Source organism: Amycolatopsis roodepoortensis, from assembly GCF_024628825.1.
GTDB classification, from domain to species: domain Bacteria; phylum Actinomycetota; class Actinomycetes; order Mycobacteriales; family Pseudonocardiaceae; genus Amycolatopsis; species Amycolatopsis roodepoortensis.
The window spans coordinates 6,606,294-6,620,453 of sequence record NZ_CP102415.1 but is presented as its reverse complement, the minus strand read 5'-3'; the positions used below and the strand labels follow the sequence as shown (position 1 = coordinate 6,620,453).

Sequence of the window (14,160 nt, the reverse complement as noted above, 5' to 3'; positions counted from 1 at the left end):
GGATGCGGTACTTGTACACACAAGGACCGCGTTCAGAGGACTAACCGCGGAGTTGGGCGACACCGTCCGGGTCCAGGGCGAGCCGCACGGTGTCACCGGGGCGCAGATCGGCCGTCACCGGCGCGACGGCGTCCACAGTGGACAGATCGCCGCCGGGGGCGACCACGAGCCGCACGTGCTCCCGCCGGTGCACCACGGCGACGACCTCGCCCTCGGCACCCTCCGGGGCCACTCGCAGACCGTGCGGCCTCAGCCCCAGCCGCACCACGCCGTCCTCGACGTCGGGCAATGCCACGTCGCCGAGCGGCGTCCGCACCACACCGCCGGAAGCCTCGCCGTCGACGAAGGTGGTCACCCCGAGGAACCGTGCGACGTCCTCGTCCACCGGCTGCCGCCAGACGCGGCGCACCGCGCCCTCCTGCCGGATCTCCCCGTCGTCGAGCACGGCGACCCGGTCGGCGAGTGTGAACGCCTCCTCCTGATCGTGCGTGACCAGCAGCGCGGTGATCTTGCTGCGCCGCAGCAGGGCCGCGAGATCGATCGCCAGCTGTTCCCGCAGCCCGGCGTCCAAACCGGACAGCGGCTCGTCCAGCAGCAGCAACCGCGGTTCCGGCGCCAGCGCGCGGGCCAGCGCCACCCGCTGTGCCTGCCCGCCGGACAGCTCGGTCACCCTCCGCCGCTCGTAACCGGCCAGCCCGACGAGATCGAGCAGCGCCCGGATCCGTTCGGCGTGCTCGGCGCGGGGGACGTCGTGCATCCGCAGCCCGAAGGCGATGTTGGCGGCGACGTCCTTGTGCGGGAACAGCTGCCCGTCCTGGAACACCAGCCCGAACTCCCGCCGGTGCACCGGGACACCGGAAAGGTCCTCGCCGTCCCACCGCACGGTGCCCGACGTCAGCGGCTCCAGCCCGGTGATCGCCCGCAGCAGCGTCGACTTCCCCGAACCGGACGGGCCCAGCAGGGCCAGCACCTCGCCGTCGGCGATGTCCAGCCGGGCGTCCTTCACCGCCGGATGAGATCCATAGTGGACAGTCAGCTCACGTACCGACAGCGACACTAGAACTCCCCTACCGAATTCTGCCCGCGGACCGCGCCGAACCGGTCGATCAGCACCACCGCCACCACGGTCACGATCATGAGCAGCGCGCAGGCCGCGTAGGCCATCTGGTTGTTCAGCTCCCCCGGCCGCGAGATCAGCGTCGCCACGGCGACCGGCAGCGTCGGCGCGTCCGGCCTGGCCAGGAAGCTCGTCGCGCCGAATTCGCCGAGCGCGACCACGTAACCGAAACCGGCCGCCGCGACCAGCGAACGCGCCGTCAACGGGAGATCGATCTCCCGCCACACCCGGCCGGGGCTCGCGCCGAGCGTCGACGCGGCCTGCCGCAGCCGGACGTCGACCGAGCGCAGCACCGGCAGCACCATCCGCACGATCAGCGGGATGATCACCAGCGCCTGCGCGAGCGGCACCAGCAGCGGCGACGTCCGCAGGTCGCCCGGCAGCGCGTCGAGCGTGACGAGATAGCCGAAACCGACGGTCACCGCGGACACGCCCAGCGGCAGCATGAGCGCGGCGTCCATCGTCTCGCCCATGCCGCGGGCCAGCCTGCCCGGCGTGCGGCGCAACGCCACCAGCACGACCGAGGCCAGGACACCGACGATCATCGCGAGCGTCGTGGCGTCGAACGCCGTCCGCAGCGACATCGACGCCGCGTCCCAGCCCGAGACCTGGAGCGAGCCGCTGGTTCCCTGCCCGGCGAGTGCCGCGTACCCGGCGAGGCTCCAACCGTCCGAAGTGGACACGGACTCGACCAGCAAAGCCACGATCGGCGTCATCAGGAGCGCGACCACCGCGAGCCCGGCGGACACCGCCCACCACTCGCCACCCCTCGGCCGCCGGGCCGTCTCGCTCCGCGAACGCAGGCGGACCGCGTTCTCCCGGCGCCGCCTGGCCAGCGCGCCGACGACCAGCGCGGCGACGACGGCGGCGAACTGCACCAGCGACAACGCGGCCGCGCCCGAGAGGTCGAGCAGTTCGACCGTGCGCAGGTAGATCTCGGTCTCCAGGGTGCGGTACTTCGCCCCGCCGAGGATGAGCACGACCCCGAAACTGGTGGCGCAGAACAGGAACACCACCGCGGCCGACGACGCGACGGCCGGGGCGAGCGCGGGCAGCGTCACCGAGCGGAAGGCGCGCCACGGCGACGCGCCGAGTGCCCGCGCCGCGTCCACGGTGCGCGGATCGAGATGGCTCCACAACCCGGAAACCGTGCGCGCGACGACGGCCACGTTGAAGAAGGCGTTGGCCAGCACCAGGGGCAGCAGCCCGCCGTCGGGCCAGAGCGCGCGGAACGCCAGGCCGACCACGATCGTCGGCAGCACGAACGGCACCAGCACGAGCGTCCGGACCAGCGAGACCCCCGGCAGCCGCACCCGCGCGAGCAGGAACGCGACCGGCAGGCCCGCCAGCACCGCCACGATCGTCGAGACCCCGGCACTGGCGACGGTGAATCCGGCGAGCTCCCAGGTCAGCGGGTCACCGATGGCCGTGCCGACCCCGCCGGAGCCGAAACCGCGCGCGACGATCGCCGCGACCGGCCAGGCGAAGAACACCACGAGGAAACCGAGCGGCAGCACGGCGAGCGCGGCCAGCCCGGCTCCGCGGAAAGTCGGCCTGGTCGAACTCAGCCTTCGAGTAGCGTGCGCCACTGGGCGATCCACTGCTCGCGCCCGGCCTGGATCTTGGCCGGTTCGAGCGTCTTCGGCTGCTGCGGCTGCGGCGCGGCCTGCGCCCAGCCCTGCGGGAGCTCGACTCCCTGACGGGCCGGGTACACGTACATGTTGCTCGCCACCGTCACCTGGAACTGCTGGGACAGCAGGAAGTCCACGACCTTGCGGGCCTTCTCGACCTGCTTGCCGCCCTTCAGCACCCCCGCGTACTCGACCTGGCGGTAGCAGGTGTCCAGCAGCGCCTTCGTGCGCGGCTTGCCGTCGTCGCCGATCTCGGCGGCGGGCGAAGAGGCGTAGGAGACGACGATCGGGCGCGGGCCCTTGCCCGAGGAACCGGAGAATTCCTTGGAGTAGGCCTCTTCCCAGCCGCTGACCACCTTGAGACCGTTGGCCTTCAGCTGGGTCCAGTACCCCTGCCAGCCCTGCTCGCCGAACTGGGCGACGGTGCCGAGCAGGAACGCCAGGCCGGGCGAGGACGTCGCGGCGCTCTCGGCGACCATCAGGTCCTTGTACTTGGCGTCGGCCAGGTCCGCGAACGACTTCGGCTCCGGGATCCCCTTGTCCGCGAAGTACCGGGTGTCGATGTTCACGCAGACGTCGCCGAGGTCGACCGCGGAGAGCCGGTGCTCGGGGTCGATGGAGTAGCGCTGCGGGCCGCGATCGGCCTCCGGGCTGGTGTACTGCTCGAAAACGCCCTCGGTGAGCGCGCGCGAGGCGAACGTCGAGTCGATGCCGTACGCGACGTCCCCGATCGGGTTCGCCTTGGTCAGCACCAGTTTGTTGGTCAGCGCGCCCGCGTCCCCCTGCTTGAGCACGGAGATCTTGATCCCGGACTGCCGCTCGAACGCGTCGAGGACATCCTGCGGGGCGAGCCACGAGTCGTGTGTCACGAGCGTGACCGTCGCCGGCGCCTGCGGGTCGTTCCCCGTGTTCCCGGAGAGCGAGCAGCCCGCGACGAGGGCGGCCACCGTGCCAGCCGCAACGACCGTGCGGAGGGCGCGTTTCATCTAGCCTCCTGCGTTCTTCAAGGGGGGACCCGTGGCAAACGTGCAGCGTAGCCGACGGCGTACCACCATGGAGTCATGGCGGAAATCTTGAACGACCAGCAGGCCGACGAAGCCGTGACCAAGCTCTCCGGGTGGACCCGTGACGGCGTGACGATCGAGCGGACGGCGAAGCTGCCGAGTTTCCCGAAAGCCATCGAGGCGGTGGACAAGGTGGCCGAACTGGCGGAGGCGGCCGACCACCATCCCGACATCGACATCCGCTGGCGGACGGTGACGTTCCGGCTCAGCACGCACTCCGCCGGAGGGCTGACGGAGAAGGACTTCTCCCTCGCGTCGCAGATCGACGGGGTTCTCGACGGCATGTGACGTCCGCGACGATCGCGCCACGACTCCGCTTCTCGGACGTCTTCCCCAGTAGGGACACAACGAGAAAGGACGAGTGATGACGCAAGCGATCGTGGTGGGGTTCTCGGCGTTCGGCGCGATGGTGGCGGCCGCTGCCGGAGTGCTCTGGTACACGGCGCGCGATCGGCATCACCAGCACGATCAGTGACGTTGATCACACCGGCGTCCGGCAGGTAACGCGGAGCCTGATCAACGCGCTGTTCCCGGCGGACCTGTCGCTTCTCTCCCCCGGGGAACCGCCGTGAACAACGCCTCCATCACCGCCGCCCAGCGCGCCTGGGTGACCACGTTCGCCGCCGCCATCACGCTGCTGACGATCGTCGTGCTCGGCCTGCTCGGCTAGTCCTTCAGCCCGAGTAGGCCTCGCGGGCGGCGACCAGCTCCGGAAGGTGCTTCGCCGCCCATTCACGGCATGCCTCCATCGGCTCGAACAACGTCCGGCCGAGCGAGGTGAGCTCGTACTCCACCCGCGGCGGTGTCTCGTCGTACGCCGTCCGCGTGATCATGCCGTCGCGCTCCAGAGCCCTCAGGGTCTCCGTGAGGACCTTCGGCGTGACTCCCCGCAAGGGCACCCGCAGTTCGGAGAACCGGCGCGGCCCTTCTTCCAGGCACTGCACGACCAGACCCGCCCATTTGTCGCCGATCCGGAACGGGGTCAGGTTCGACGGGCAACCGGGCGCGAACATGTCGGGACTCAACGGCTTCACCCGTCCGAAGTTACCCGTGCGGCCCCTTCCGCCGTCGTTCGTCGGCCTGCAACCGGCGAGTGACCCCGGCCAAAGCCACCGGGTACAGCCATTACGGCGACAAGGAGATCCTGTTTCGCGAGACGGTCTCCGCGTCGGCGGACCGAGCTCATGGGCGCTGCGACGGTTACTCGCGGCCGAGACGGGCCAGTTCCCCGACCTGATCGACGTCATCCACACGCGCGCGGCGGACCGCGTGGCCCGAAGCACTGGCCGACCGGCTCGTCCGCCTGACCGTCTCCGGGCACCTTCGAACCGCGGACCCGCTCTTGGCCGCGGATCTGTTCTTCGCGCTGCTGTCCGGTCCGGCCGACAAGCGGGCGAGGCCCGGCACCCGCCGCACTCCCGACGCCGAACTTCGCGCCATCGCCGAGGCCGCCGTCGGCACCTTCCTGAAGGCCTTCGGCGCCCAAGACAGAGGAAACGTCACGGAAAGGAAAAAGGGGACGATCGGAGGTTGCTCTCCGGGCCTCGTGACTCTTAGCTACTCGAACGAGTTTCTTCGAGAAGTGAGGGGTGTTCCATGGCAGGTCTGCGCAGACGTGAGGTGCTCGCGGGCGCGGTGGCACTGGCGGGCGCGGCGACGATCGGGCTGAACCCCGGCACCGCCGCCGCGGCCACGCAGCAACGTCCGGGCGCGCAGTTCCCGCCGTCGCTGGAATTCGGCGACTACCCCGTGGTCGCGCGGGTGCGGTCGCGGCGGGCGCTGGAGCACCTGCGGGTGCTCAGCGACAAGATCGGCCCCCGGATCGCCGGCACCGAAGGCGAACTGCGAGCCAGGGACTACATCGCGAAGGTGCTTCGGGACCTTCGCTACCAGGTCACGCTGCAGCCGTTCCCGATCGCCGACAAGTTCCTGGGCGGCCTGTCGATCGGGCGCGACAGCTGGCAGACCGGCTCGTCGCCGCAGGGCCTGCAGGACGTCACGCGCGAGGCCGTCGTCGTCGACGCCGGTGACGGCAGCACGCTTCCCGACGACCTGACCGGCAAGATCGTGCTGATCGCCGCCGTGACCAACAAGGCCGACGCGTACCTGACGGCCGCGCAGCGCGGAGCGGACGCCGTGCTGCTCGGCCGGATCGGTGCGGACCCGGCCCGCAAGCTGTCGGCGTTCTCCCCGACGCTGGCCACCCCGGTCACCATCCCGGTGCTCGGCCTGGCCCAGGTGCAGGTCGAGCGCCTGCGCGAACGGCTCGCCAAGGGCTCGGTCACGGTGAAGGCGACGGCCACCCACCACAAGAACCTGACGTCGTACAACGTCATCGCCGAGCGGCCCGCCACGTTCCCCGGCAAGGACGACGGCGTGGTCATGGTGACCGCGCACTACGACAGCGTCCCCGGCTCCCCCGGCGCCAACGACGACGGCAGCGGCACCGTGCTGTGCCTGGAACTGGCGCGCGTCCTGCGCCACCTGCCGACGAGCAAGACGCTGCGGTTCGCGCTGTGGGGCTCGGAGGAGTACGGGCTGATCGGTTCGCGGCACTACGTCAAGAACCTGTCCGACCCGGAAGCGAAGCGGATCGCGGGCTGCTTCCAGAACGACATGGTCGCCACCAGCTGGGACCCGGCGGTGACCTACTGGCTGCTTTCGGTCGACGGCGCCGACAACGCCACGACCGCGGCCGTCAACGCCGCCGCCAAGCGGCTCGGCTACGACCCTCAGGTCAAGGGCCCGGTGGCGCGCGGTTCGAGCGACCACGTGCCGTTCTTCGAGCGCGGGATCGCGTCGGGCAACTTCAGCTGGCGCGGGGAAACCGGTCCGGCGCTGCTGGAGCCGACGTATCACACGCCGGAAGACACCATCAAGGACAACGTCTCCCTCGAGCGGCTTCAGGTTTCGCTGGAGCTGATCGGTTCGGCGGCGTACAGCCTGCTGCGGAAGTGAGCCTCGCCGGGTGTCCTCGATGCTCATCGAGGACACCCGGCGGTCCTCAGCGTGAGTAGTCCACCGCTTCCAAGGCGATCGGGGCCGGATTCCTCGCGACCCAGGCGACGGCGAGTTCGCTCAAGCGATCGAGCTGTTCGTCCCCACCGCGGCCGGACCTGACCTGCTTGGCGATCTCCTTGGCCTCTCGGAGTTCTTCCTCGCCGAGAGGCTCGCCCTGCGCCAGGAAACCCGGGAACGCGTCGGCCATCGCACGATAATCGCGGTCCCAGTTCGCCCCGCCGTTCCGGAACATCTCGTCGGAGATCCGGCCGGTGACGCGGACGACCTCGCACTGCACTGTCTCGCCCGCACCGCTCGACGGCACGAGGAACTCCCAAAGCGCCTTGTGCCGCTCCTGCCAGGTTCCGCCGGGAACGACGATCGGTGACACCCCATCGTGCTTCGACCGCCGGGCTACGGGCTCGACCTCGAAGATCCGGTACAGCTCGCTGAGCGCGGCGTCGGTCTCTTCGAGAAGGTCGCGGTTGAAGGTCTCGCGATGGAACTCGAACCCACTGCCGATCCGCTCGACCTTCCGGCGCATCTCGGGCGTGATGCTCGCCCCGCGTTCGAGCAACAGCTTCGCGATCTCGGCGGACTCCCGGAGATAGGCGTTCTCCGTACTGATCAGGCAGCACATCAGCAAGGTGTTGCCGCGCCTGTCGAGCACCTCGGTCGAGGCCCCGTGCTCGATCAGCACTCGCGCCGCCTCGACCCTCAGCCTGCCCACGGCGGCCCCAAGCGGTGTTTGCCCGTAGGTGTCGGCCGCATCGACGTCCGCGCCGAGCGAGAGCAGCAAGGGAATCTGCTTCGGAGCACCGCGGGAAGCCCGCGCGTGAAGCGGTGTCCTGCCGTAGCTGTCCGGGGTGTCGACGGCGAGCCCCTGCCCGGTCAGCCAGACGATGAGCTCGTCCGGGCATGCCGGGAAGCCGATGGCGGTGCCCTTGGAATAGCCGCCCCGCGCGTCGAGCTCGCATTTGCCGAAGACGGCTTTGAGTTCCTCCACCGAGGCCGAGGTCAGCATCTCCTCGAAGTCCTTGGGAAGGGTCTTCCGCTTCCGTGCCATCGTGCTTCTCCTCAGTCGAACTTCGGGCGCAGTTGTTCGCGCATCTGCCGGAAGTTCTTCGGCTTCACGGCCCAACGGTCCTCGTCGGTGTCCTCGAAGGTGACCTCGTGCTTCCCGGCCGTCCGGTCGTACTGCACGAGGATCTTCACCGGCAGCCTCTCACCCAGGTACGCGTTCACCGCCGCTTCGATGCCCGACCACTGGCAGGACACGGGCGTGATGACGCCGCCGGGCGAGTACGCGTACCCGTACACACTGCGAAACCCTTCGCCGAACTCCAGGATGATCGCCAGCGATTCCCAGCCGTCCACCGATCCCGGCAGGTCCGCGGCTTCGACCAACGATCCGATGAGATCGACGGTGGTGTCGTCCGTCACCGTTCCCCCTTCGCTCGCTGCAGGTCGAGGAACTTCCGCATGACTTCGGAGACCTCCGGTTCCTCGTCCGCCGGCGAGATGTCGGCGTCGTCGATGTGGAACCGCCGCAACAGTTCGAGGGCGGCGTCGCTGACGAGGAGGTCGACGACCGTTTCGAGCACGAAATCCTCACCGCCCTCCTCCGTGCCGGTGGGGATGAGCCGCTCCCAGTCACGGGGAAGGCCGAGATGGCTGTAGAACATGTCGAACTGTTCTTCGGTGGTCACCACCACCTCGCCGATCTCGTAGCCGGTGAGCGGCGATTCCCTGAGCGCGTCGGCGAGCCTGCCGGTGACGATCCAGTACCCGCTCGTCGTGACGATGTCGTCGCCGAGCCAGCCGGCGAACTCGTAGTGCAGCGGGCCGACGAGTGGTTCGGACCCGCGCCGCGGGTCGTAGTCGATACCGGGACCGAGGCCTCCGGCGACCTCGGGTTCGAAACGGGCTCCGGCCGCGCGATACGCCCGCATGAACTCGCTCGCGGGGAGCGCGGCGAACCCGCCGCTCGCGGAGAGCAGGGAGTCTTCGTCGTAGGTACCCGTCGCCTCGGCCGCCCAGTCTCGCTTGGCGTCGCACCAGCGGTACCAGTCCTCCGCGAAGTCCGTGCGCGCCAGGACACGGGCGAGCGGTGAGAGGGCGGGGCTCGTCATGCGGTTCATCCTCGGTCCGTGGCGGCGTGCTCGAATGGCCGCATGAAGAAGACGAAACGCGGGCCACTGCGGTTCCTCGTGATCGCCCGCACGGCGCCCGGCCGCCATCCGCACCCCATGGAGGTGGCCGTGCATCCGGCCGGCGCCGCTTCCCGCGTCTCGATCTCGGTGGGCCCACATCCGGTGAACGCGGGTGGGCAGGTCGCGCTCTCCGCGGTGCTCGACGAGTCCCGGACCGGACTCGATCCGTACTGGGCGGAGCAGTTCGACGAGGCGGATCTGCACTGGGTGGTGCCGTATCTGGTCCGTCTCCAGTCCGGGGAGGACACGACGGACGAGATCGTGGCGGCCTACACGGCGCGGCACGGCAAGGCACCGGCGAGGATGTTCCAGGATCGCTACGGCGTGTGATCAGACGACTTCGGGGCGAGCCCACGCCGCGAGGCGCTGGGCCCCTTCCTCGTAGGCGACAGCCCCGGTCGCCGTCGCGATCACGAGCTCGTACGCGTCGTCCTCCGGCGCTTCCAGGTCGACACCGTTGAGACCGTAGAAAACGAAGACCGCCATCCAGCCCAGCCGCTTGTTACCGTCGATGAGCGGGTGGTTGCGGACTATCGACTCCAGCAGGACCGCCGCTTTCTCATGCAGGCTCGGATAAGCGTCCTGCCCCATCAGCGACGACTGCGGCCGATGCGCCGCCGCGTCGAGCAAGCCCAGATCCCGAATTCGGGAAACACCCAGGTCGGCCGCGAGTGTGAGCAGGTCGTCCAGGGACAGGTACTCGATCTTCACTGCGCCAGGCGATCGAGCAACGACGCGTAACGCGCCCGCCCGTCACGCGACAGGGCACGCACTCGATCGTCACGGACGGACCGGGCCGCGGCGTCGGTGATCGCGCGCACGATCGCTTCGTGCTTGCTCACCCCGTTGGCCTCGGCGAGCAAGGCCAAAGCGCGCTCCTGCTCTTCGTTCAGCCTCAACGTCATCGCCATGAGCTCATGATACCACTTCGGTATCATGATCAAGTCCACTCAGGCGTCGGGCTTCCAGGAGCGTGCGCGAAGAGCCTCGAAGTCGCCGTCGATGAACTCCTTGGCGATCGCGAGCGCCTCGTCGCGGTCGGCATAGTCAAGGCTGCCAACGACTTCTCCGCCGCGTTCCGCCTGCTGGAAACAGACGGAGCGGCGGGTGAACTCGACGAACCAATCGTCGCTGTCGTTGATGTCGACGACGACGTGCTCGGCATCGTCGTCGTTGAGCGCGTCCAGCAGGGCGGCGAAGGCCTCGATGGAGATGTCGTCTTCGATCTGGACACCCCAACGATCGATGAACCAGACGTCGCGATCAGCACCCATGCCCTTGCCTCCGTGGGGAATCCAGCTCCGCCGCGGCCCTCCCAGCGGTGAGGCCGATCCTATGTCGGCCCCCGCACCACCGAGGAGCGAACGGCGACAATGGAGCCATGGATCTTGAACTCCGCGCGTGGGCACGCGATTGGTCGGATCGACTCCGATCGGCGCTCGAGCAGGCCATCGCGGCGGTCGCAGGACAGCTGCCGCCGGACGACGTGGCAGGCGTCGGCATCGCGACCGACGCCGACGCCACGTCGATCGTCGCCTTCGCGCACTCGCGGCGACATCTCGACGAGATGATCGCCGAGGACCCGGAGTTCGCCATCGACGCGAGATGGCACCTCGGCGAGTGGGACATGGACATCCGCGGCGCCGAGGGGATCGACGACCCGCTGGAGCCGATCCGCGCCGAGGCGGAACGGGCGATGCGGCGCTGCACCGATTCGGACCTTCGCGAGTTCCGGAGGACGGTGTGGCAGTCGATCGCACAAGCGTTGACGGCCTCGGTCGCCGCCGGGTTCTTCGAGCGGTGGCCGAACGCGGTGCGGGTCTTCCTGCTACTCGACGCCGACATCTCGGAAGCCGACATCGCCCAGTGGAACGCCGCGCTGAACGGTCAGGCCGAAACCGCGGAGTTCCGGGAGTTCCTGCAGGTCGACATCAGACGTTGAAGCGGAACTCCACCACGTCGCCGTCCGCCATGACGTAGTCCTTGCCCTCCATGCGCACCTTGCCCGCGGACCGGGCGGCGGCCATGGAGCCGTTCTCGACCAGGTCGTCGAACGAGACGACCTCGGCCTTGATGAAGCCGCGCTCGAAGTCGGTGTGGATGACGCCCGCGGCCTGCGGGGCGGTCGCGCCCTGCGGGATCGTCCAGGCGCGCGACTCCTTGGGGCCCGCGGTCAGGTACGTCTGGAGGCCGAGGGTGTGGAAGCCGGCGCGCGCCAGCGAGTACAGGCCCGGCTCGTGCTGGCCGACGGACTCCAGCAGCTCGCGCACGGACTCCTCGTCGTCCAGTTCGAGCAGTTCGGCTTCGACCTTGGCGTCGAGGAACACCGCGTCGGCCGGGGCGACCAGCTTGGCCAGCTCCTCGCGGCGCGACTCGTCGGTGAGGATGCCTTCGTCGGCGTTGAAGACGTAGAGGAACGGCTTCGTGGTGAGCAGGCTCAGCTCGCGCAGCGCCTCGAAGTCGACCTCCTTCTGCGCCTGGAAGAGGGTCCGCCCGGCGTCGAGGATCTCCTTGGCCTTGACCGCGTTGTCGAGCGCGGGCTTGTTCTCCTTCTTCGTCCGCGCTTCCTTCTCCAGCCGCGGCAGCGCCTTCTCCAGGGTCTGCAGGTCGGCGAGGATCAGCTCGGTGTTGATCGTCTCGATGTCGCTGCCCGGGTCGATCCGGCCGTCGACGTGGATCACGTCCGGGTCGTCGAACACGCGGATGACCTGGCAGATCGCGTTGGCCTCGCGGATGTTCGCGAGGAACTTGTTGCCGAGGCCTGCTCCCTCGGAAGCGCCCTTCACGATGCCCGCGATGTCCACAAAGGACACGACGGCGGGCACGATCCGCTCGGAGCCGAAGATCCCGGCGAGCTTGTCCAGCCGCGGATCCGGCAGCGGAACGACACCGACGTTGGGCTCGATCGTCGCGAACGGGTAGTTCGCCGCGAGCACGTCGTTGCGGGTCAGCGCGTTGAACAGGGTGGACTTGCCGACGTTGGGCAGGCCGACGATGCCGAGGGTGAGACTCACGGGCCAGAAGTCTACGTGCCGCCCGCCGCCCCATCCGCCGAGGCCTTGATCGCCGTGTCGGATTTCCGCCAGCCGCGCCCCCGACCTGGTGGCACGATCGATGTCATGACCGAGCAGACCTTGGCCGAACGGGCCGTGTGGCGCGACACCGAACGGTGTTACCGCGCCGTCGCCGCCCGTGATTCCCGGTTCGACGGCCAGTTCATCATGGCCGTCTCCACCACCGGGATCTACTGCCGTCCGTCCTGCCCCGCGTCGACGCCGAAGCAGCAGAACGTCCGCTTCTACCCGACGTCGGCGGCCGCACAGGCGAACGGCTTCCGCGCCTGCCGCCGCTGCCTGCCCGACGCCGTCCCCGGCTCACCCGATTGGGATATCCGGGCCGACCTCGCCGCGCGGGCGATGCGGCTCATCTCGGACGGGACCGTCGAACGCGACGGCGTCCCGGGGCTCGCGCGGCGGCTCGGCTATTCCGAACGGCAGCTCGGCCGCGTCCTCACCGCCGAACTCGGCGCCGGACCGCTGGCGCTGGCCAGGGCCCATCGGGCGCACTCGGCGCGGCTGCTGATCGAGATGTCCGGGCTCCCGCTGACCGACGTCGCGTTCGCCGCGGGTTTCTCCAGCGTCCGCCAGTTCAACGAGACGATCCGGGAGGTCTTCGCGACGACGCCTTCGCAGCTTCGCGCCGCGAGCCTGCGCCGTCGCAAGGCCGAGGAGTTGCCGACCGGGACCCGGTTGAGCCTGCGGTTGCCGTTCCGCAAGCCGTTCGACGCGGCCGGCGTGCTGGACTTCCTGGCCGAGCAGGCCGTACCCGGCGTCGAGCACGTGACGCGCGACGATTCCGGAGTGACCGGATACGGGCGCACGCTGCGGCTCGCGCACGGCACCGGTGTCGTGTGGCTGACCGCGAAGGACGACCACGTCCGCTGCGACCTGCGGCTCGCCGACCTGCGCGACCTGAGCAGCGCGGTGGCCAGGGTGCGGCGGCTGCTCGACCTCGACGCCGACCCGGAGGCGGTCGCGCGGGTCCTCGGGGCCGACCCCGCCCTCGCGCCGCTGGTCGAGACGATCCCCGGGATCCGGGTGCCCGGCACTGTCGACGGCGACGAGCTCGTGCTGCGCGCGATGCTCTCCCCCGCCGAGGCGGCCGAGCTAGCCGAGAGCCTCGGCGAGCGCCTGCCCAGCTGCGACGAGGCGCTCGACGGGCTGACCACGCTGTTCCCGACGGCCGCCCAGGTCGCCGAACACGGCCCGGAACGGGTGGCCGCGGTGGCCCGCGCGCTGGCGGACGGGGTGGCGGTCCACGTGGGCCGCGATCCTCTGGAGCTGCGGGCGGAGCTGCTGGACCTCCCGGGCATCGGGCCGGGGACCGCGGACTACGTCCTGATGCGCGTGCTGGGCGCGCCGGACGTCCTGCTGACCGGTGATCCGGCGCTGCGCCGGGGAGCGGCCGCGCTGGGCATCGCGGACGACGAAACGACGCTGGCCGAACGCGGGCGGGCCTGGCAGCCCTGGTCCTCGTACGCCGGCATGTACCTGTGGCGCGCCGAAAAGGGAGAATGATGAGCATCGCGTATTGGTCCACGATGGACACCAGGATCGGCCCGTTCACCGCCGTCGTGGCGGGTGACGGTGCCGTGCTCGCCTCGGGCTGGACCGGCGACGTCGGCGAGCTGACGCCGCTGATCTCGCCGTCGCTGGCCCCTGGCGAAGTGAAGCAGCGACGAGACCTCGGCCCCGTGAGCACCGCGATCCGCCGCTACCACGACGGCGACCTGGACGCGGTCGCCGACGTCGAGGTGCGGCAGCGGTCCGGCGCTTTCCGGGAGCACGCTTGGGAAATCCTGCGGAAGGTGCCGGCGGGCGAGCCGGTGAGCTACGCGGAGTACGCGGCGCTGGCGGGGAATCCGGCGGCGGTGCGGGCGGCCGCGTCGGCGTGCGCGAAGAACGCGGCGGCGTTGTTCGTGCCGTGCCACCGGGTGGTGCGGACCGGCGGCGGCGTGGGGAACTTCCGGTGGGGTGTCCCGGCGAAGCAGTGGCTGTTGACGCACGAAGCCGCCTGAACCGCCTCGTGAGTGGTAAGGACGGTTCTAACCGTCTTTACCACTCACGAGGCAACCG

The 14,160-nt window shown here is 69.8% G+C and carries 18 protein-coding genes; 7 read left to right on the top strand and 11 right to left on the bottom strand.

Going from position 1 to position 14,160, the window contains the following annotated elements; genetic code table 11:
- Nucleotides 1–40: 40 nt before the first annotated feature.
- The 3 genes from NQK81_RS31750 to NQK81_RS31740 are packed head-to-tail and all read right to left on the bottom strand — an operon-like array spanning nucleotide 41 to nucleotide 3,734.
- Nucleotides 41–1,057 (bottom strand): ABC transporter ATP-binding protein, encoded by a 1,017-nt coding sequence (locus NQK81_RS31750; RefSeq protein ID WP_257484419.1) that lies wholly within the window; start codon nucleotides 1,055–1,057, stop codon nucleotides 41–43.
- On the bottom strand, nucleotides 1,057–2,706 hold the full coding sequence (locus NQK81_RS31745; protein WP_371878819.1) for an ABC transporter permease: 1,650 nt from the start codon (nucleotides 2,704–2,706) through the stop codon (nucleotides 1,057–1,059). The genes NQK81_RS31750 and NQK81_RS31745 overlap by 1 nt, the downstream gene beginning before the upstream one ends.
- A complete protein-coding gene (locus NQK81_RS31740) occupies nucleotides 2,682–3,734 on the bottom strand; it encodes a thiamine ABC transporter substrate-binding protein (protein WP_257484418.1) in 1,053 nt (350 codons plus the stop codon). Before NQK81_RS31740 ends, NQK81_RS31745 begins: the two co-directional genes overlap by 25 nt.
- Nucleotides 3,735–3,809: 75 nt before the next feature.
- Here NQK81_RS31740 and NQK81_RS31735 point away from each other — a divergent pair, with 75 nt between their 5' ends.
- On the top strand, nucleotides 3,810–4,100 hold the full coding sequence (locus NQK81_RS31735) for a 4a-hydroxytetrahydrobiopterin dehydratase (protein WP_257484417.1): 291 nt from the start codon (nucleotides 3,810–3,812) through the stop codon (nucleotides 4,098–4,100).
- A 386-nt stretch (nucleotides 4,101–4,486) separates the two neighbouring features.
- Here the strand turns inward: NQK81_RS31735 and NQK81_RS31730 are convergent, their stop codons facing one another.
- Nucleotides 4,487–4,825 (bottom strand): winged helix-turn-helix transcriptional regulator, encoded by a 339-nt coding sequence (locus NQK81_RS31730; protein WP_126737479.1) that lies wholly within the window; start codon nucleotides 4,823–4,825, stop codon nucleotides 4,487–4,489.
- A 269-nt stretch (nucleotides 4,826–5,094) separates the two neighbouring features.
- Here NQK81_RS31730 and NQK81_RS31725 point away from each other — a divergent pair, with 269 nt between their 5' ends.
- Both NQK81_RS31725 and NQK81_RS31720 read left to right on the top strand, forming a co-directional pair.
- On the top strand, nucleotides 5,095–5,481 hold the full coding sequence (locus tag NQK81_RS31725; RefSeq protein WP_306856068.1) for a TetR/AcrR family transcriptional regulator C-terminal domain-containing protein: 387 nt from the start codon (nucleotides 5,095–5,097) through the stop codon (nucleotides 5,479–5,481).
- Nucleotides 5,409–6,770 carry a M20/M25/M40 family metallo-hydrolase gene (locus tag NQK81_RS31720; RefSeq protein ID WP_257484416.1) on the top strand — a complete coding sequence of 454 codons (1,362 nt, stop codon included), beginning with the start codon at nucleotides 5,409–5,411 and terminating at the stop codon, nucleotides 6,768–6,770. The genes NQK81_RS31725 and NQK81_RS31720 overlap by 73 nt, the downstream gene beginning before the upstream one ends.
- 46 nt (nucleotides 6,771–6,816) lie before the next feature.
- On the opposite strand, the gene NQK81_RS31715 is transcribed toward NQK81_RS31720, so the two are convergent.
- From NQK81_RS31715 to NQK81_RS31705, 3 genes are read right to left on the bottom strand one after another with little or no spacing between them, the layout of a single operon-like run.
- Entirely contained in the window at nucleotides 6,817–7,878 is a 1,062-nt protein-coding gene (locus tag NQK81_RS31715) for an ankyrin repeat domain-containing protein (protein ID WP_257484415.1), read from the bottom strand.
- Between the two features lie 11 nt (nucleotides 7,879–7,889).
- Entirely contained in the window at nucleotides 7,890–8,255 is a 366-nt protein-coding gene (locus tag NQK81_RS31710; protein ID WP_257484414.1) for a hypothetical protein, read from the bottom strand.
- Entirely contained in the window at nucleotides 8,252–8,944 is a 693-nt protein-coding gene (locus NQK81_RS31705) for a hypothetical protein (RefSeq protein ID WP_257484413.1), read from the bottom strand. Before NQK81_RS31705 ends, NQK81_RS31710 begins: the two co-directional genes overlap by 4 nt.
- Before the next feature lie 42 nt (nucleotides 8,945–8,986).
- Between NQK81_RS31705 and NQK81_RS31700 the strand changes: the two genes are divergently transcribed.
- A complete protein-coding gene (locus NQK81_RS31700; RefSeq protein WP_257484412.1) occupies nucleotides 8,987–9,355 on the top strand; it encodes a hypothetical protein in 369 nt (122 codons plus the stop codon).
- On the opposite strand, the gene NQK81_RS31695 is transcribed toward NQK81_RS31700, so the two are convergent.
- The 3 genes from NQK81_RS31695 to NQK81_RS31685 are packed head-to-tail and all read right to left on the bottom strand — an operon-like array spanning nucleotide 9,356 to nucleotide 10,299.
- On the bottom strand, nucleotides 9,356–9,736 hold the full coding sequence (locus NQK81_RS31695) for a type II toxin-antitoxin system death-on-curing family toxin (RefSeq protein WP_257484411.1): 381 nt from the start codon (nucleotides 9,734–9,736) through the stop codon (nucleotides 9,356–9,358).
- Nucleotides 9,733–9,936: a ribbon-helix-helix protein, CopG family gene (locus tag NQK81_RS31690; RefSeq protein WP_192743424.1), complete on the bottom strand. Its 204-nt coding sequence runs from the start codon at nucleotides 9,934–9,936 to the stop codon at nucleotides 9,733–9,735. Before NQK81_RS31690 ends, NQK81_RS31695 begins: the two co-directional genes overlap by 4 nt.
- 39 nt (nucleotides 9,937–9,975) lie before the next feature.
- On the bottom strand, nucleotides 9,976–10,299 hold the full coding sequence (locus tag NQK81_RS31685) for a hypothetical protein (protein WP_257484410.1): 324 nt from the start codon (nucleotides 10,297–10,299) through the stop codon (nucleotides 9,976–9,978).
- A 107-nt stretch (nucleotides 10,300–10,406) separates the two neighbouring features.
- Between NQK81_RS31685 and NQK81_RS31680 the strand changes: the two genes are divergently transcribed.
- The gene (locus NQK81_RS31680) at nucleotides 10,407–10,967 is read left to right on the top strand and encodes a DUF4303 domain-containing protein (protein WP_257484409.1); all 561 of its coding nucleotides are present in this window, start codon (nucleotides 10,407–10,409) and stop codon (nucleotides 10,965–10,967) included.
- On the opposite strand, the gene ychF is transcribed toward NQK81_RS31680, so the two are convergent.
- Entirely contained in the window at nucleotides 10,957–12,039 is a 1,083-nt protein-coding gene (gene ychF / locus NQK81_RS31675; RefSeq protein WP_126737449.1) for a redox-regulated ATPase YchF, read from the bottom strand. The two genes, NQK81_RS31680 and ychF, sit on opposite strands and share 11 nt — an antisense overlap.
- Before the next feature lie 105 nt (nucleotides 12,040–12,144).
- Between ychF and NQK81_RS31670 the strand changes: the two genes are divergently transcribed.
- Entirely contained in the window at nucleotides 12,145–13,602 is a 1,458-nt protein-coding gene (locus NQK81_RS31670; protein ID WP_257484408.1) for a DNA-3-methyladenine glycosylase 2 family protein, read from the top strand.
- Nucleotides 13,602–14,102, top strand: a complete 501-nt coding sequence (locus NQK81_RS31665; RefSeq protein WP_126737447.1) for a methylated-DNA--[protein]-cysteine S-methyltransferase — start codon at nucleotides 13,602–13,604, stop codon at nucleotides 14,100–14,102. Before NQK81_RS31670 ends, NQK81_RS31665 begins: the two co-directional genes overlap by 1 nt.
- The last annotated feature ends 58 nt before the right edge of the window (nucleotides 14,103–14,160 follow it).